Source organism: Brachybacterium squillarum M-6-3 (assembly GCF_000225825.1).
GTDB lineage: Bacteria > Actinomycetota > Actinomycetes > Actinomycetales > Dermabacteraceae > Brachybacterium > Brachybacterium squillarum.
The window spans coordinates 30,730-47,288 of sequence record NZ_AGBX01000005.1 but is presented as its reverse complement, the minus strand read 5'-3'; the positions used below and the strand labels follow the sequence as shown (position 1 = coordinate 47,288).

The window sequence follows — 16,559 nt, the reverse complement described above, 5'->3', positions numbered from 1 at the left end:
GTCGTGGGTGTGCACTCATCGCTCCATAGCGGTCGAGTGCACACCCACGACCCATTTTCAGCGCGGTGCCGGGCGGACGGGGCGCGGGTGGGCTCCGGGAAGGGCGGCACGGCACGGACGGGCCGGGCGGTGGGGGCGTCCCGGGGCGTGGCGGACCTGACGCCCGCTCGCGTTGCTTCACGCGAAAGGCCTGGGAGAATGTGCCCATGACCGATACCGCACCGCGCCCCGACCGCACGATCCCCGACCGTCCCTCGCTCGAGGGCCTCGAGGCCGCGTGGGACGGCGTATGGAGCGAGCAGAAGCTCTACGCCTTCGACCGGGAGACCACCCGCGCGCAGGTGTTCAGCATCGACACCCCGCCGCCCACCGCCTCCGGCTCCCTGCACGTGGGCCACGTGTTCGGCTACTCACAGGCGGACATGATCGCCCGCTACCAGCGGATGCGCGGCAAGAACGTGTTCTACCCGCTGGGCTGGGACGACAACGGCCTTCCCACCGAGCGCCGGGTGCAGAACTACTACGGGGTGCGCTGCGACCCCTCCCTGCCCTACGAGCCGGACTTCACGCCCCCTCAGGAGGGCGGCGACAACAAGTCCGCCAAGGCCGCGAACCAGCAGCCGATCTCCCGGCGCAACTTCATCGAGCTGTGCCTGGAGCTGACCCGCATCGACGAGGCGGCCTTCGAGGAGGTCTTCCGCACCGTCGGCCTCTCGGTGGACTGGGCCTACGGCTACCAGACCATCGACGACCGTTCCCGCGCGACCTCTCAGCGGGCGTTCCTGGAGAACCTGGCGGCCGGCCAGGCCTACCAGTCCGAGGCCCCCACCATGTGGGACGTCACCTACCGCACCGCGGTGGCGCAGGCCGAGCAGGAGGACCGCGACCGCGAGGGCGCCTACCACCGCATCGGCTTCACCCGCACCGACGGCTCCGGCGAGCAGGTGTACATCGAGACCACCCGTCCCGAGCTGCTGGCCGCCTGCGTCTCCCTGGTGGCCCACCCCGACGACGAGCGCTACCAGCACCTCTTCGGCACCACCGTCACCTCCCCGCTGTTCGGCGTCGAGGTGCCCGTGAACCCGCACCCCCTGGCGCAGGCCTACAAGGGCGCGGGCATCGCGATGATCTGCACCTTCGGCGACTCCACCGACGTGATCTGGTGGCGCGAGCTGGACTTGCCCACCCGTTCGGTGATCGGCCGCGACGGCCGCTTCCTGCCGGAGGCGCCCTGGATCGCGACCGCCGGGGGGCAGGAGCGCTACGCCGAGCTGGCCGGGCTGACCGTGTTCAGCGCCCAGAAGCGCGTCGTGGAGATGCTGCGCGAGAGCGGCGACCTGGTCGGTGAGCCCTCGAAGATCTCCCACCCGGTGAAGTTCTACGAGAACGGCGACAAGCCGCTGGAGTACGTCACCTCCCGCCAGTGGTACCTGACCAACGGCGGCCGCGACCAGAGCGAGGACGGCCTGCGCGCCGAGCTCATCGCCCGCGGCCGGGAGCTGACCTGGCACCCCGCGCACATGGAGTCCCGCTACCGCAACTGGGTGGAGGGCCTGTCCGGCGACTGGCTGATCTCCCGCCAGCGCTTCTTCGGGGTGCCCTTCCCCGTCTGGTACGGCGTGGACGAGCACGGCGAGACCGACTACGCCCAGGTGCTGACCCCGCCCGTCGAGGCGCTGCCGATCGACCCCACCATCGACGTGCCGGAGGGCTTCACCGAGGCCCAGCGCGGCGAGCCGGGCGGCTTCGTGGCGGACCCCGACATCCTCGACACCTGGGCCACCTCCTCGCTGACCCCGCAGCTCGCGGGCGGCTGGAACGGGGACGAGGACCTGTTCGGCAAGGTGTTCCCGATGGACCTGCGCCCGCAGGGGCACGACATCATCCGCACCTGGCTGTTCTCCACCATCGTGCGCTCCCACCTGCAGCAGGACGCACTGCCCTGGCACCACGCCTCGATCAACGGCTGGATCCTGGACCCGGACCGCAAGAAGATGTCGAAGTCCAAGGGCAACGTGGTCACGCCGATCGGGCTGCTGCAGCAGCACGGCTCCGACGGGGTGCGCTACTGGGCCGGACGGGCCCGGCAGGGCGTGGACACCGCCTTCGACGAGGGGCAGATGAAGATCGGTCGCCGCCTCGCGATCAAGGTGCTGAACGCCTCCAAGTTCGCCCTCGGCTTCGGCGAGGCCCCCGCCGATCCCGCCGGCCGCCTCGCCGCGGACCCGGCGCTGGTCACCGATCCGCTGGACCGGGCGCTGCTGGCCCGGCTCGCGGACGTGGTCGACCAGGCGACGGCCGCCTTCGAGGACATGGACTACGCCCGCGCCCTCGAGGTCGTCGAGCCCTTCTTCTGGGCGTTCTGCGACGACTACATCGAGCTGGTCAAGGAGCGCGCCCACGGCAACTCCGCGAGCGGCGAGGCCGGCGCGGCCTCCGCGCGGGCGGCGCTCGCGATCGCCCTGGAGGTGCAGCTGCGCCTGTTCGCCCCGGTGATCGTGTTCGCCACCGAGGAAGTCTGGTCGTGGTGGCGCGAGGGCAGCGTGCACACCCAGCCCTGGCCCACTGCCGAGGGACTGCGCGAGGCCTCCGCCGGGCAGGACGCGGCGCTGCTGGACGCGGTGGCGCAGGCCGCGATCGCGGTGCGCCGCATCAAGTCCGACGCGAAGGTCTCCCAGAAGACCCCGGTGCTCGCGGTGCAGGTGCTGGCCCCGCAGGCGGCGGTGGCGCACTTGGAGGCGGCCGCCGCGGACCTCACGGCGCTGGGTCGGATCGAGGCGCTGACGCTCACGGCCGACGAGGGCGAGGGCATCCGCACCGCCGACGTCGAGCTCGGCGAGCCGCCCGTGAAGCAGCCCCGCAACCAGGGCTGACCTCCCCGCTCGACGGGACCCGCCGACCGAGCTAGGACCCGTCGCTCCGGCGCCGCACCACCTCCCGGTGGGTGGCGTCGAGGCGGCGGGTCCAGCCTTTGCCGTCGAGGTGCTCGAGCAGCGGGATGGCGACGCGGCGGGTGGTGTCCCAGGCGCGCCGGGCCTCGGCGGCGGTGAAGGGCCGGCCGAGGGCGGCGAGCTCCCGCATGGCCAGTGCCGGGGCGGTGGGCAGCAGGATCACCTCGCCGGGCAGGCGCAGCACGCGGCCCTGGCGGGCGGCGGCGGCCAGCGCCCGGGTGTCCAGGTCGAGGGCGGTGAGGTCGTGCGCCTCGGGGGCGTGGAAGGGCGCCTCCCGCAACCGGGCCTCCAGGGTCGCCAGGGCGCTCTCCCACTCCCCCATGCCCTGCTCCTCGCCGCGGAGCCGGCCGTCCTGCTCCCGCAGCCCGGCGGCGGCGACCACGGCGGGCAGCAGCGCCGGATCGGGCAGGCCGAGGGCGCGGATCGCGGCGGCGCGGGGCAGGCCCGCGCTGAGCGGCTCGGCCCGGTGATGCGCGGCGACCTGCGTGGTGAGGGCCTGTGCCCAGGCCTGCAGGGCGGACGTGTCGACCAGCCACTCCCCTACCCGGCGCAGGCTCTGCGGCAGGTGCTCGGGCACGGGCAGGCCGTGGCGGCGGGCGGTCGCCGCGCGCAGGGCGCCGCGGCGGGCCACCTCCCCGGTGAGGTCACCGGCCGGGGGCATGGCCTCCAGGGTCTCGGTCCGGCGGTGGCCGTCGCCGCGGCGGCTGAGGGTGGGCGGGTCCACGTCCAGCACCGCGAGGCCCGCGCGGACGCGGCGGCTGTCGGTGCTGCGCAGCACCAGGCGGTCGCCGAGCCTCAGCGGCAGGTGGCGGTCCAGGGTGAGGCGGACGTGCCCGGCGCCGAGCGGCCTCGCCCGGGCGGGCACGGCGGCGGTGCCGCAGTGCACGACCACCTGCGCGGGCAGCTCGGAGAGGTCGGCGGCGCCGAGGGCGCGGGCGTCGAGCTGCGCGGTGAGGGTCCAGGCGCCGGGTGTGAGCAGCACGTCGCCGCGGCCGACGGAGGCGGCGTCCATGCCGCGCAGGTTCACGGCGGCGCGGGTGACGGGCGTCAGGGTGTGCTCGTCGCCGCCGCGGCTCTGCAGGCCGCGCACGGTGACCTCCCCGTGGTGCTCGGCGCCGAGCAGCTCGAGCCGGTCGCCGCGGGCGAGGGTGCCGGCGCCGAGGGTGCCGGTGACGACGGTGCCGGCCCCGGCGATGGTGAAGGAGCGGTCCAGCCACAGCCGCAGCGGGGCGGCCGGGTCGGGGGAGGGTGCCTCCGCGACCACCTGGTCCAGCAGTCCGCGCAGCTCGTCGATGCCCTGGCCGGTGGCGGCGGAGACGGCGAGCGCGGGGGCGTCGGCGAGGCCGGTGCCGGCCAGCTCGTGGCGGGCGCGGGCGATCACGGACTCGGCCGCATCGGGGGCGAGGTCGACGCGGGTGACGACGATCAGGCCGCGGTCGATGCCGAGGGCGGCGATCGCGTCGCGGTGGTCGGAGGTCTGCTCGCGCCAGCCCTCGTCGGCGGCGATGACGAGGGCGACGATCGGGGCGGCGCCGAGTCCGGCGAGGGTGTTGGCGAGGTAGCGCTCGTGGCCGGGGACGTCGACGAAGGCGGCCTCGGCGCCGGAGGGCAGGGTGGTCCAGGCGAAGCCGAGGTCGAGGGTGAGGCCGCGCTCGCGCTCCTCGGCCCAGCGGTCGGGCTCGATGCCGGTGAGGGCGCGGATCAGGGTGGACTTGCCGTGGTCGACGTGCCCGGCGGTGGCGATGACCTGCCGGCGGGGGCCGTCGCTCACGCGGGGGCCGCCGCGTCCCGGGCCCGTTGCACGGCTGCGACCAGGCCGTCCTCCTGCTCGGCGGGGACGCAGCGCACATCCAGCAGGAGACGCTCCTCGCGGAGGGTGCCGACGACGGCGGGGTCCCCGGTGCGCAGCGGCGCGGCGAGCGCGCCGGGCAGGGCGACGGCCCAGCCGGGCAGGGGCACCTCGGCGCCGCCCCCGCCGCCGACGCGGCCCTCGTGCGGGACGAGCTCCCCGTCGAGCCGGGTGGCCAGCGCGGCCGTCCTGGTACGCAGGGCGTCGGGGTCGGTGCGCAGGGCCGCGCGGACCGGTGGCAGGGGACCGCGGAGGGTGGCCTCGAGGGCGGCGAGGCTCAGCTTGTCGACGCGGACGGCGCGGGCGAGGGGGTGGCGGCGCAGGCGGGCGATGAGGTCCTTGCGGCCGAGGAGGATGCCTGCCTGGGGGCCGCCGAGCAGTTTGTCGCCGCTCATGATCACGAGGTCCGCGCCCTCGGCCAGGGCCGTGGCGGCGTCGGGCTCCTCGGGCAGGAGGGGCTCGGGGGCGAGCAGCCCGCTGCCGAGGTCGGCGATCAGCGGCACCTCCCGGTCGTGGCAGAGGCCGGCGAGCTCGGGCAGGGGGACGGTGCTGGTGAAGCCGGTGATGCGGTAGTTGCTGGGATGCACGCGCAGCACGCAGCCGGTGTCCTCGCCGATCGCGTGGTCGTAGTCGGGCAGGTGGGTGCGGTTGGTGGTGCCGATCTCGGACAGGCGCGCCCCGGTGGAGGTGATCAGCTCGGTGAGGCGGAAACCGGCGCCGATCTCGATCATCTCCCCGCGGCTGATCACCACCTCCCATCCGGCGGCGAGGGCGGTGGTGGCGAGCACGAGCGCGGCGGCGCCATTGGTGACGACCAGGGCGTCCTCCGCGCCCGGGCAGGCGGCCAGCAGCGCCTGGCGGGCCCCGGCGCCGCGATCACGGGAGCGCAGCCCGGAGCCGAGGTCGAACTCGACGTCGGTGTACCCGGCGGCATCGGCCAGGGCCTCCCGGGCGGCCGGGGACAGCGGGGCGCGGCCGAGGTTGGTGTGGACGAGGACGCCGGTCGCGTTCAGCACCGGGCGCAGCGAGGACGGCCGGGCGGCGGCGAGGGCCTGCTCCAGGCCGGGCAACACCTGCTCGGGGGCGATCTCCCCGGCCCGGGCCCGTTCCTGGGCGGCGCGCACCAGGTCCGTCACGGCCTGCTCCCCGAGCCGCTGCCGGGCGGCGGCCACGGCCGGCTCGGCGAGCAGCGCATCGGTGCGGGGGATGCGCCGGCGGGGGTCCTCCCCCGGCCCGCCAGGCACGGGCGTCTGCTGCTGCACGGGGCCTCCTGTCGCCACGGGTCGCGGAGGCGGACGGGAATCGAACCCGCCGGGCCGAGATCCTCGACCTCACCGGTTTTGAAGACCGGGGTGCCCACCAGGACACGGACGCCTCCTCGGGCGATCCGCTCCGTCCGCCCGCTCCGGCGAGCGGATCGCAGGAGCGGGCACGGCGCGGGGAACGCCCGCCCGACAGCGTATCGCCCACCGAGGAGCACCGACTCTCGTTGCCTTCCCCGGCGGGCTACGGTGGGAGCATGCCGTCCACACTCCGCGTCCCGCGACGGCGCGGAGGAAGACAGTCATGTCCGGCGTCTTCGTCTCGGCCATCGTCAGCGGCGCGCTCATCCTGCTCGGCTCGATCCGGGGGAACCGGGTCGGGGAGCGCAGGCGACGTGACGCCGAACAGGAGGACGAGGCCCAGCGCACACGCCTCGGGCACCAGTGGGGCCGCCGAGACGAGGATTCCCCACCGGCGGGATGACCCCCTGGCGCAGGACGGCGCCCCTCGCCGTGGTTGCGTCGCATTGCTAGGTTCGGGGCATGAGCGTCCCCTCCGCCGCCCCACGTCTCACCTCCCTCGCCCATGGCGGGGGCTGCGCCTGCAAGATCCCCGCCGAGGAGCTGGAGCAGGTGGTCTCCGGGCTCACCGGACAGCAGCACCCCTCCGTGCTGGTGGGCCTGGACGACGGGGACGACGCCGCCGCCGTCCGCATCGAGGCCGGCCCCTCCGGCAGCACGGCGGTGCTGTCCACCGCGGACTTCTTCACCCCGGTCGTGGACGACGCCTACGACTGGGGGCGCATCGCCGCCGCGAACGCGCTCTCGGACGTCTACGCGATGGGCGGCACGCCCGTGGTGGCGATCAACCTGGTGGGCTGGCCGCGCTCCGTGCTTGGCCCCGAGCTGCTCACCGAGGTGCTGCGCGGCGGCCTCGCCGTCGCCCAGCAGGCCGGGGTTCCGCTGCTGGGCGGGCACAGCATCGACGCCCCCGAGCCGCTGTACGGCATGGCCGTCACCGGCACCGCCGACCCGGAGCAGCTGATGCGCAACGACGCCGCCGAGGGGGGCCTGCCGCTCACCCTCACCAAGCCGCTCGGCGTCGGCATCCTCAACAACCGCCACAAGGCCACCGGCGAGGTCTCCGCCGCGGCGATCGACACCATGACCGCCCTGAACCGCGAGGCCGCCGAGGCCGCACGCGCCGCCGGGGTGCGGGCCGCGACCGACGTGACCGGCTTCGGTCTGCTCGGGCACCTGTTCAAGATGTGCCGCGCCTCCGGGGTCGGCGCCGAGGTCGACCTGGCCGCCGTGCCCCGCGTGGAGGGCGTCGACGCGGCCCTGGCGGAGGGCTTCGTGCCCGGCGGCTCCCGCCGCAACCTCGACTGGGTGCGCCCCCACCTGCGCGCCGAGGGCATCGCCGAGGAGGACCTGATCCTGCTGGCCGATGCGCAGACCTCCGGCGGCCTGCTGGTGGTCGGCGAGGTGCCCGGCTACCCGGTGATCGGGCGGACCACGACGGAGCCCGGTCTCCGGGTGACCTGAGCCCTGCGGCCGGGGCGGGGCGTCAGCAGACGCCCGGAGGCCGCGCCGCTCAGCCCGCGGTGGTGATCGCGTCGTCGGAGATGCCGGCGGCGCGGCGCGCGGCCAGGCGGGCCTTCTGCGGCTCGATCACGCGGCGCGGGTCCTTCACGGACTCGAGCCCGGCGTTCAGCACCCCGAAGCGGGTCAGCGCCGAGGCGGTCAGCAGCGCGGCGCCGCTCGCCGCCGCGATCACGCGGCTGCGCCCGCCGAGGAGCGTGCCGACGCCGCCCGCGATCGCGAGGCGCTCCGCCCAGGTCAGGAGCTTGCCCGGCGTCCCGGTCTCGAGCGGCTCCCGCTCCAGGGGATGCATCGACTCCTTCATCAGGTGCATGCTCGCCACGTCCCCGGCGACCCCCGCGGCCGCGAGGAGCCGGGCGGGACCGGCCTCGGCGACAGGGGTGGTGACCATCGCGGCACCGCCGGCGGCGAGGCTCGCGGAGGAGGCGAAGAGGTACGGGAGGTGGCCGCGGCCTGCCTCCCAGGTGGGGACCACGGTGTTGCCCAGCAGCGCACCGGTGTACGAGGCGAGCGCCGGGGCGAGGGCGACCTGGCCGAGGGAGGCCGGCCCCTCGGCGGCCCTGAGCAGGGGGCGCAGCGCCCCGAGCGGGAGCTTCTCCCCCGCCAGGCGGTCGACCTCGAGCGCGCCGAGCACGCCGGACAGCGAGGCGAAGCCTCCCACCACCCAGGTGCCGAGGCTCATGGGGCTGGTGACCTTGACGGTGCGCATCATGTTCAGGAACCGCTCGGGGCGGCCGAGGTCCTCGATGAGCGCCAGGGTGCCGAGGCCGACGGTGCCGAGCGCCGTGAGGCGCGCGCTGCGGCGCAGCACCGGGCGACCGGTGCACTGCGCCCCGAAGGCCAGCAGGCCCGAACCGCCGGCGACGCCGCCGAGGAACAGGTAGACGGCGATCGGGGCCTCCCACGGCGGTGCCTTGACCACAGGCCGGCCGTAGTAGGAGTCGAACTGCTCGGACCGTTCGATCTCGACGTCCTCGACGACGGCGCCCTCGCGGGAGCCGTCGCCCATCCCGACCTCGGCGAGGCCGCGGCGGCGGCGCTTCCCTCCGCCGCCGCGACGGCGGGGCTTCTCCGGCGGCCGGTCCGCGTCGTACTCGGTGATGCTCATCGACGCGCCCCCAGGAAGGACAGCGCGACGGCCGCGACCATGCCCGCGGCGGCGAGTCCGGTGCGGGCGTAGAGCTTCGGCAGCGACTTGGTGGGCACCTGTGGGTCCGGCGGGAGGCCGTACACCTCGGGCTCGTCCAGCAGCAGGAACACCGAGCCGGTGCCGCCCACGCCGTCCTTGGGGTTCGCGCCGTACAGGCGCGCCTCGGTCATGCCGCGCTCGTGCAGGTCGGCGACCCGCTGCTTCGCGTCGGCGGTGAGATCGGGATGATCGCCGAAGGTGATCGACTGCGTGGGGCAGGTCGCGGAGCAGGCGGGCTGCTCGCCGTCGACCAGGCGGTCGTAGCACAGCGTGCACTTGCTCGCGGTGTTGCGGCGGGGGTCCTCCTCCTCGCGCACGGCGAACGGGGAGACGGTCCCGTCGTCGCGGCGCTCGATGACGCCGAAGGGGCAGGCGCTGACGCAGGTGCCGCAGCCGTTGCACACGTCCTGTTGCACGACGACGGAGCCGTACTCGGAGCGGAAGATCGCCCCGGTCGGGCAGACGTCCAGGCAGCCGGCGTTGGTGCAGTGCTTGCACACGTCCGACGACATCAGCCAGCGGAACTCAGGGGTGTCCGGCGGGGTGCGGTCCACGTCCGAGAGGTCACCGGCGGGGGTCGCGCCGCGCGGGCCGGAGGACTTCGGGCCGATCCCCGGCATGCCGAGGCTGACGAGCTTGCGCCCGGACTCCCGCGCCTCCTCGATCCGCTCCTGGCCCTGCTCGACGAAGGCGACATGGCGCCAGGTGTTCGCGCCGAGCTCGCCGGTGTTGTCGTAGCTCGAGCCGAGGATCTCGAGGTTGCCGTCGATCGGGTTGCGGTTCCACTCCTTGCACGCCACCTCGCAGGCCTTGCAGCCGATGCAGATCGAGGTGTCGGTGAAGAACCCCTTGCGCTCGTGGTCGTGGTCCCATCCCGCCTCCGCGGAGGGTCCTTCCGGTCCGGCGAGCAGGCTCATCGGTTCCTCATCTCCTTCATCGACGGCTCCCCCGTGGGCACGGCGGTGGCCTCCTCCGGACCGCGCACCTCGTGCGGGGTCCCGCCCGCGGCCGGGCCGGCACCAGGAGCGCCCTCGGCCCCGTCGACCTGCGGGTGCAGCGCGGGGATCAGCCCGGCCCTGCGGCGGTACTCCTCCACCAGCTCGGCGCGGCCCGCCCCGCGGGGGCGGCGTCCCGGGAGGATCGTGCACGAGTTGTTCTTGCTGTTCTGGATCTGCGTGTTGGCGTCGAGGTTCATCCCGATCAGGTCGTTCGCGCCGTCACCCTGGACGACGGCCGATTCACCGCGGCCCCAGTGGAAGGGCAGGCCGATCTGGTGGACGGTGCGCCCGCCCACCTGCAGCGGGGTCATCCGCTCGGTGACCAGGACCTTCGCCTCGATCGCGTTGCGCGCCGAGACGATCGTGGCCCAGCCGTACGGTTCGAGCCCCAGCTCCTCGGCGAGCTCCGGGGAGACCTCGCAGTACATCTCCGGCTGGAGCTCGGAGAGGTAGGGCAGGAAGCGGCTCATGCCGCCCGCCGTGTGGTGCTCGGTGATCCGGTAGGTGGTGAACACGTACGGGTACACCTCGCCGCCCGCGCCCATCGCGCCCGGGGAGCTGAGGTTGTCCTCGTCCTGGAAGGTGACGCGCGTGGGGTTGGACTGCTGGGGGTACAGAGGATTGGGGATGTTCGACTCCGGCGACTCGTAATGGGTCGGCAACGGCCCATCCACCATGCCGGTCGGCGCGAAGAGCCATCCGCGCCCGTCGGACTGCATCGTGAACGCATCGGTTCCCGCCAGCGCCGCCACGCCGCCCTTGCCCGGGTCCCCGGGGTCGTCGGGACGCTTCGTGGGCGGGAAGTCGGGCACGTCCTTCCCGGTCCATGTCCCGGACTCCTCGTCCCACCAGACCCACTTCTTCCGCTCGCTCCACGGGCGGCCCTCGGGATCGGCGGAGGCGCGGTTGTAGAGGATCCGACGGTTCGCGGGCCAGGCCCAGCCCCATTCGGCGGCGGTCTCGTCCTGCTCCTGACCGGGTGTCCGCTTCCGGGCACGGTTGATCCCGCCCGCGTAGACGCCGGAGTAGATCCAGCAGCCGCCGCTCGTGGAGCCGTCGTCCTTCATCTCCCCGAAGGAGGCCAGCGGCTGCCCGGCCCTCTCACCGGAGATGTGTCGGCCGTTGATCTCGGCGAGCACCGCCTCGGCGTCCGGCTCGCCGTGCTCGTTGACAGGATAATCCCAGGTCAGTTCGAGGATCGGCCGGTCGCGAGGGTCGGAGGAGTCCTTGAGCTTCTCCCGCACGCGGCGTCCCAGCTCGTACATGAACTCGAGATCGCTCTTCGCGTCGCCCGGCGGCTCGACGGCCTGGTCGCGCCACTGCACCATGCGCTGGGTCTGCGTGAACGACCCGGCCTTCTCGGTGTGGTTCGCGGCCGGGAGGAAGAACATCTCGGTGCCGATCTGCTCCGGGGAGAGCTCCCCCGACTCGATCTCGGGTCCGTCCTTCCAGAAGGTCGCCGACTCGATCATGTAGAAGTCGCGCACCACCATCCACTTCAGATGCGTCAGGCCCAGACGCTGCATACGCCCGTTGGCCGAGCCGACAGCGGGGTTCTGGCCGAACAGGAAGTACCCGTCGACCCCGCCCTCGAGCATCCGCATGACGGTCTGGTATGTGCCGTGCGCACCGGTCAGCCGGGGCAGGTAATGATACCTCCAGTCGTTCTCGGCGGTGGCGTGCTTCCCCCACCAGGCCTTCAGCAGATTGATCGTATAGATGTCCGCATTGGCCCAGAAACCCTTCTGCTCCTTCTTCCCCACCAGTCGCGTGTACTCGTCGAAGTCGTCCTGTCCGGCCTTCGGCATCGGAAGGTAGCCGGGCAGGATGTGGTAGAGCGTCGGGATGTCGGTGGAGCCCTGGATGGTGGCGTGTCCGCGCAGCGCCATGATGCCGCCGCCGGGTCGTCCCATGTTGCCCATGAGCAGCTGGAGGATGCCGGAGGTGCGAATCATCTGCGCACCGCCCTGGTGCTGGGTCCAGCCCAGCGCATAGGCGAACATCGTCGTCTTCTCACGGCCCGAGTTCTCCGCGATCGAACTCGCGAGGTACTCGAAGTCCTCCGGAGCGATACCGCAGGTCTCCTGCACCATCTCCGGGGTGTAGCGCGCGTAGTGACGCTTCAGGATCTGGAAGACGGTGCGGGGGTGCTGCAAGGTCTCGTCCCGCTCGGGCAGGCCGCGCGCGATCGCGTCGGGATCACCCGCATACGCCCAGGTGGAGTTGTCGTAGGTGCTGGTCTCCGGGTCGTAGCCGGAGAACAGGCCGCCGAGGTCCTCGGGGTCGCCGTACGCCTCGGAGACGAGCGTCGAGGCGTTCGTGTACGCCTGCACGTACTCCGTGAAGTACAGCTCGTTCTCGAGCACGTGCCGGATCACGCCGCCGAGCAGCACGATGTCCGTGCCGGTGCGGATCGGGATGTGCCGATCGGCGTTGGCGGAGGTCCGCGTGAACCGCGGGTCGACGTGGATGACCCGGGAGCCGCGCCTGCGCGCCTCGATCACCCATTGGAAGGCGACCGGATGGGCCTCGGCCATGTTCGAGCCCTCGATGACGATGAGGTCAGCGTTGGCGAAGTCCTGCACCGTGTTCGTGGCACCGCCACGACCGAACGAGGCTCCCAGACTGGGAACCGTGGCGGAGTGTCATATGCGGGCCTGGTTCTCCATCTGGATGGCGCCCGCGGCGGTGAAGAACTTCTTGATCAGATAGTTCTCCTCGTTGTCGATGGTCGCGCCGCCGAGGCTCGCGATGCCCATCGTCCGCCGGAGGGGGTTGCCCTGCTCGTCCTCGTCCTCCCAGTGCTTCCGACGCGCCTCGAGGAAGCGGTCCGCGATCATGTCCATCGCGGTGTCGAGGTCGAGGTCCTCCCACTCGGTCCCGTAGGGGCGGCGGTAGCGGACCTTCGTCTGGCGCAGGTAGGAGTTCGCGAGCTGCTCGCTCGCGGCGCCCTTGGGGCACAGCCGGCCCCGGGAGACCGGGGAGTCCGGGTTGCCCTCGATGTTGATGACGCGTCCGTCCTTGTGGAAGACGCGCTGGCTGCAGCCGACGGCGCAGTACGGGCAGACGCTGTCGGCGACGCCATCCGCCTCTGCGGTGCGCGGCGTCGTGCTGCGGGTCCGCGGGGACGTGACGGCGGTGCCGCGTCCCGTCGGATCCGCCCCGCGCAGCTGCCGGATCACCGGCCAGTCGAGGAACGTCTTTCGAGCCATGCCCCGGATGTTATCAGCGGTTTCGTCCCGAAGTGCGCGTTCGACGAGGTCCGGGCCGGGTCAGGCCTCGGCGGCGCCCTCGTCGCGGATCCGCTCGTGGTGGCGGATCACCTCGGTGACGATGAAGCGCATGAAGGCCTCGGCGAAGACGGGGTCCAGCCCCGCCTCCTTGGCCAGCGACCGGAGCCGGTCGATCTGCTCCTGCTCGCGGGAGGGGTCCGCCGGGGGCAGGCCGTGGGTCGCCTTGAGCACGCCGACCGTCTGGGTGTGGCGGAAGCGCTCGGCCAGCAGATGCACGAGCGCCGCGTCGATGTTGTCGATGCTGCGCCGCTCCTGCAGCAGCAGCTCGCGGGCGCGCTCGACCGGGTCCGCCGCGGCGGGGCCCGGCACGGGCTCGCTCATCAGGCGCTGCGCTCCTCGGCCTCGGCGTCCTCGCGCTCCACCTCGGCGCGGGTCACCATCAGCGGGGCCCGGCCGGAGGTGACCACGCCCTCGGTGATGACGACCTTGGCGACGTCCTCACGGGAGGGCACCTCGAACATGACCGGCTGCAGCGCCTCCTCGAGGATGGCGCGCAGGCCGCGGGCGCCGGTGCCGCGGGCGATGGCCTTCTCGGCGATGGCCTCCAGGGCGCTGCGCTCGAAGTCCAGCTCCACCCCGTCCAGGGCGAACATCTTCTGGAACTGACGGACCAGGGCGTTCTTCGGCTCGGTGAGGATGGTGATGAGGGCGTCGCGGTCCAGGTTCGCCACGCTCGTGATGACGGGCAGGCGGCCGATGAACTCGGGGATCAGGCCGAACTTCAGCAGGTCCTCGGGGACCAGCTCGCCGTAGAGCTGCTCCTGCTCCATCGGGGTGTGCAGCTCGGCGCCGAAGCCGATGCCGCGCTTGCCGATGCGGGAGCCGATGATGTCCTCGATGCCGGCGAAGGCGCCCGCCACGATGAACAGCACGTTGGTGGTGTCGATCTGGATGAAGTCCTGGTGGGGGTGCTTGCGGCCGCCCTGCGGGGGGACCGCCGCGACCGTGCCCTCGAGGATCTTCAGCAGCGCCTGCTGCACGCCCTCGCCGGAGACGTCCCGGGTGATCGAGGGGTTCTCGGCCTTGCGACCGATCTTGTCGACCTCGTCGATGTAGATGATGCCGCGCTCGGCCTTCTTCACGTCGTAGTCGGCGGCCTGCAGCAGCTTCAGCAGGATGTTCTCGACGTCCTCGCCGACGTAGCCGGCCTCGGTGAGCGCCGTGGCGTCGGCCATCGCGAAGGGCACGTCGAGCATCTTGGCGAGGGTCTGGGCGAGGTAGGTCTTGCCGCAGCCGGTCGGGCCCACGATCATCACGTTGGACTTGGCGACCTCGACGTCGCGGTAGGCCTCGGATCCCTGCTCGGCGGGCCGGGCGGCGCTGGGTCCGGGGCCGGCCTGCTCGGCCTCCTGGGCGCGCACCCGCTTGTAGTGGTTGTACACGGCGACGGCGAGGGCACGCTTGGCGGGCTCCTGGCCCACCACGTACTCCTCGAGGAAGTGGAAGATCTCCTGCGGGGCCGGCAGCGGGGCCTGGGCCTCCTCGGCCGGCTGCGCCGCCTGGACCTCCTCCGCGATGATCTCGTTGCACAGCTCGATGCACTCCTCGCAGATGTACACCTGCGGGCCGGAGATCAGGCGCTCCACCTGCTTCTGCGACTTGCCGCAGAAGGAGCACTTGAAGACGTCGGCGCCATCGCTCGTGCGAGCCATGTGGGTCCTCTTTCCTCGCCGATGGACAGGGGAAGACGGCCGCCGCTGGGGCGACCGCGGTGACCACCGTAGCCCAGCGGGCCCCGGGGTCCGGGGAGACGCGCGGCCCCGGTGGATGAGCACCGGGGCCGCGCGGGGTGGGTCACCCGCGGGCGACCGGGAGGGGTCGGGTCAGCGGCCGATCTGCGGCGCGGCGTCCTTGCGCGAGGCCAGCACCTGGTCGACCAGGCCGTACTCGAGGGCGTCCTTCGCGGTGAGGATCTTGTCGCGCTCGATGTCCTTGCTGATCTGGTCCTTGTCCCGGCCGCTGTGGTGGGCCAGGGTCTGCTCCAGCCACTCGCGCATACGCAGGATCTCGTTGGCCTGGATCTCCAGGTCGGAGGCCTGGCCGCCGCCCTGACCGCCCATCGCGGGCTGGTGGATCAGGATGCGGGCGTTCGGCAGGGCGAGCCGCTTGCCGGGCGAGCCGGCGGCCAGCAGCACGGCGGCGGCGGAGGCCGCCTGACCCAGGCACACCGTGGTGATGTCGGGCTTGATGTACTGCATGGTGTCGTAGATGGCGGTCAGCGCGGTGAAGGAGCCGCCGGGGCTGTTGATGTACAGCGTGATGTCGCGGTCGGGGTCCTGGGACTCCAGGACCAGCAGCTGGGCCATCACGTCGTCGGCCGAGGCGTCGTCCACCTGCACGCCGAGGAAGATGATGCGGTCCTCGAAGAGCTTGGTGTACGGGTCCTGGCGCTTGAAGCCGTAGGCGGTGCGCTCCTCGTACTGGGGCAGCACGTAGCGGGAGCTGGGCATCGGGGCGGTCGGCATGCCCATCGGGGCGCCGGCCTGCGCGTAGGGGGCGAGTCGGGGGTCGAAGGTCACGGGGTCTCCTTGACGAAGAGGTGTCGATGAGGTCGAGAGGGGCGGGTGGCGGGCCCGGCGCCGGGGCGCCCGGGCCGCCGAGGTGACGGGGAGGTCAGGCCTCGGTGCCGCCGCGGCCCGTGACGTCGTCCGCGCGGGTCACGATCTTGTCGACGAAGCCGTACTCGAGGGCCTCGGCGGCCGTGAACCAGCGGTCGCGGTCGGAGTCGGTGGTGATCTGCTCGACGCTCTTGCCGGTCTGCTCGGCGATCAGCTCGGCGAGCTGACGCTTCATCGAGAGGATGAGGTCGGCCTGGATCTTGATCTCGGAGGCGGTGCCGCCGAGGCCGCCCAGCGGCTGGTGCATCAGCACGCGGGTGTGCGGGGTGGCGAAGCGCTTGCCCTTGGCACCCGAGGACAGCAGGAACTGCCCCATCGAGGCGGCCATGCCCATGCCCACGGTCACCACGTCGGGCTGGATGTACTGCATGGTGTCGTAGATGGCCATGCCGGCGGTGATGGAGCCGCCGGGGCTGTTGATGTAGAGGTAGATGTCCTTCTCGGGGTCCTCGGCGGCCAGCAGCAGCATCTTGGCGCAGATGGCGTTGGCGTTCTCGTCGCGGACCTCGGAGCCCAGCCAGACGATGCGCTCGCGCAGCAGGCGCTGGTAGACGTTGTCGTCGAGGCCCATCGGGGTGTCCCCGGCCGCGTTGACGGGCCGGGTCTCGGTGCTCTGGGAGGTCACGGTGTCTCCTTCGTGGCGGATATGGCGATGGCTCGACTCTAGGCGGTGCCCTTGACGATCCGGGGCCCTGTTCGCCGCAGGCGCATCCCCCTCCGCCCTGCGCGGAGCACGGCCCGTCCCGCGCCGCTCCCCCGCCCGGGGATGACACCCCCGTTCCTCCGCCCCGGGAGGC

General features: G+C 72.8%; 11 protein-coding genes and 1 tRNA gene. 2 read left to right on the top strand and 10 right to left on the bottom strand.

Translation table 11 applies throughout. The annotated features are described in order from the left end of the window. Positions 1–206: 206 nt before the first annotated feature. The gene (gene valS / locus OM98_RS07215; RefSeq protein ID WP_010533931.1) at positions 207–2,873 is read left to right on the top strand and encodes a valine--tRNA ligase; all 2,667 of its coding nucleotides are present in this window, start codon (positions 207–209) and stop codon (positions 2,871–2,873) included. A gap of 31 nt (positions 2,874–2,904) precedes the next feature. Here valS and selB read toward each other — a convergent pair whose 3' ends face one another. The 3 genes from selB to OM98_RS07200 all read right to left on the bottom strand — a co-directional run bounded on the left by selB (position 2,905) and on the right by OM98_RS07200 (position 6,178). Beyond that, a complete protein-coding gene (selB, locus tag OM98_RS07210) occupies positions 2,905–4,722 on the bottom strand; it encodes a selenocysteine-specific translation elongation factor (protein ID WP_010533930.1) in 1,818 nt (605 codons plus the stop codon). Then, a complete protein-coding gene (gene selA / locus OM98_RS07205; RefSeq protein ID WP_010533929.1) occupies positions 4,719–6,062 on the bottom strand; it encodes an L-seryl-tRNA(Sec) selenium transferase in 1,344 nt (447 codons plus the stop codon). Before selA ends, selB begins: the two co-directional genes overlap by 4 nt. A gap of 24 nt (positions 6,063–6,086) precedes the next feature. Next, positions 6,087–6,178, bottom strand: a tRNA-Sec gene (locus OM98_RS07200). Positions 6,179–6,605: 427 nt separating this feature from the next. Between OM98_RS07200 and selD the strand changes: the two genes are divergently transcribed. Further along, entirely contained in the window at positions 6,606–7,607 is a 1,002-nt protein-coding gene (gene selD, locus OM98_RS07190) for a selenide, water dikinase SelD (protein ID WP_010533928.1), read from the top strand. Positions 7,608–7,656: 49 nt separating this feature from the next. Here the strand turns inward: selD and nrfD are convergent, their stop codons facing one another. The 7 genes from nrfD to OM98_RS07150 all read right to left on the bottom strand — a co-directional run bounded on the left by nrfD (position 7,657) and on the right by OM98_RS07150 (position 16,333). Further along, entirely contained in the window at positions 7,657–8,772 is a 1,116-nt protein-coding gene (gene nrfD, locus OM98_RS07185; RefSeq protein WP_010533927.1) for an NrfD/PsrC family molybdoenzyme membrane anchor subunit, read from the bottom strand. Beyond that, entirely contained in the window at positions 8,769–9,770 is a 1,002-nt protein-coding gene (locus OM98_RS07180) for a 4Fe-4S dicluster domain-containing protein (protein ID WP_010533926.1), read from the bottom strand. Before OM98_RS07180 ends, nrfD begins: the two co-directional genes overlap by 4 nt. Next, on the bottom strand, positions 9,767–13,063 hold the full coding sequence (gene fdnG, locus OM98_RS07175; RefSeq protein ID WP_245528747.1) for a formate dehydrogenase-N subunit alpha: 3,297 nt from the start codon (positions 13,061–13,063) through the stop codon (positions 9,767–9,769). Before fdnG ends, OM98_RS07180 begins: the two co-directional genes overlap by 4 nt. 60 nt (positions 13,064–13,123) lie before the next feature. Continuing rightward, positions 13,124–13,465: a chorismate mutase gene (locus OM98_RS07165; RefSeq protein ID WP_010533923.1), complete on the bottom strand. Its 342-nt coding sequence runs from the start codon at positions 13,463–13,465 to the stop codon at positions 13,124–13,126. Further along, a complete protein-coding gene (gene clpX, locus OM98_RS07160; protein WP_010533922.1) occupies positions 13,465–14,796 on the bottom strand; it encodes an ATP-dependent Clp protease ATP-binding subunit ClpX in 1,332 nt (443 codons plus the stop codon). Before clpX ends, OM98_RS07165 begins: the two co-directional genes overlap by 1 nt. Positions 14,797–14,967: 171 nt before the next feature. Next, positions 14,968–15,663, bottom strand: a complete 696-nt coding sequence (locus tag OM98_RS07155; RefSeq protein ID WP_010533921.1) for an ATP-dependent Clp protease proteolytic subunit — start codon at positions 15,661–15,663, stop codon at positions 14,968–14,970. A gap of 94 nt (positions 15,664–15,757) precedes the next feature. Further along, the gene (locus OM98_RS07150; protein ID WP_050812652.1) at positions 15,758–16,333 is read right to left on the bottom strand and encodes an ATP-dependent Clp protease proteolytic subunit; all 576 of its coding nucleotides are present in this window, start codon (positions 16,331–16,333) and stop codon (positions 15,758–15,760) included. Positions 16,334–16,559: the final 226 nt, after the last annotated feature.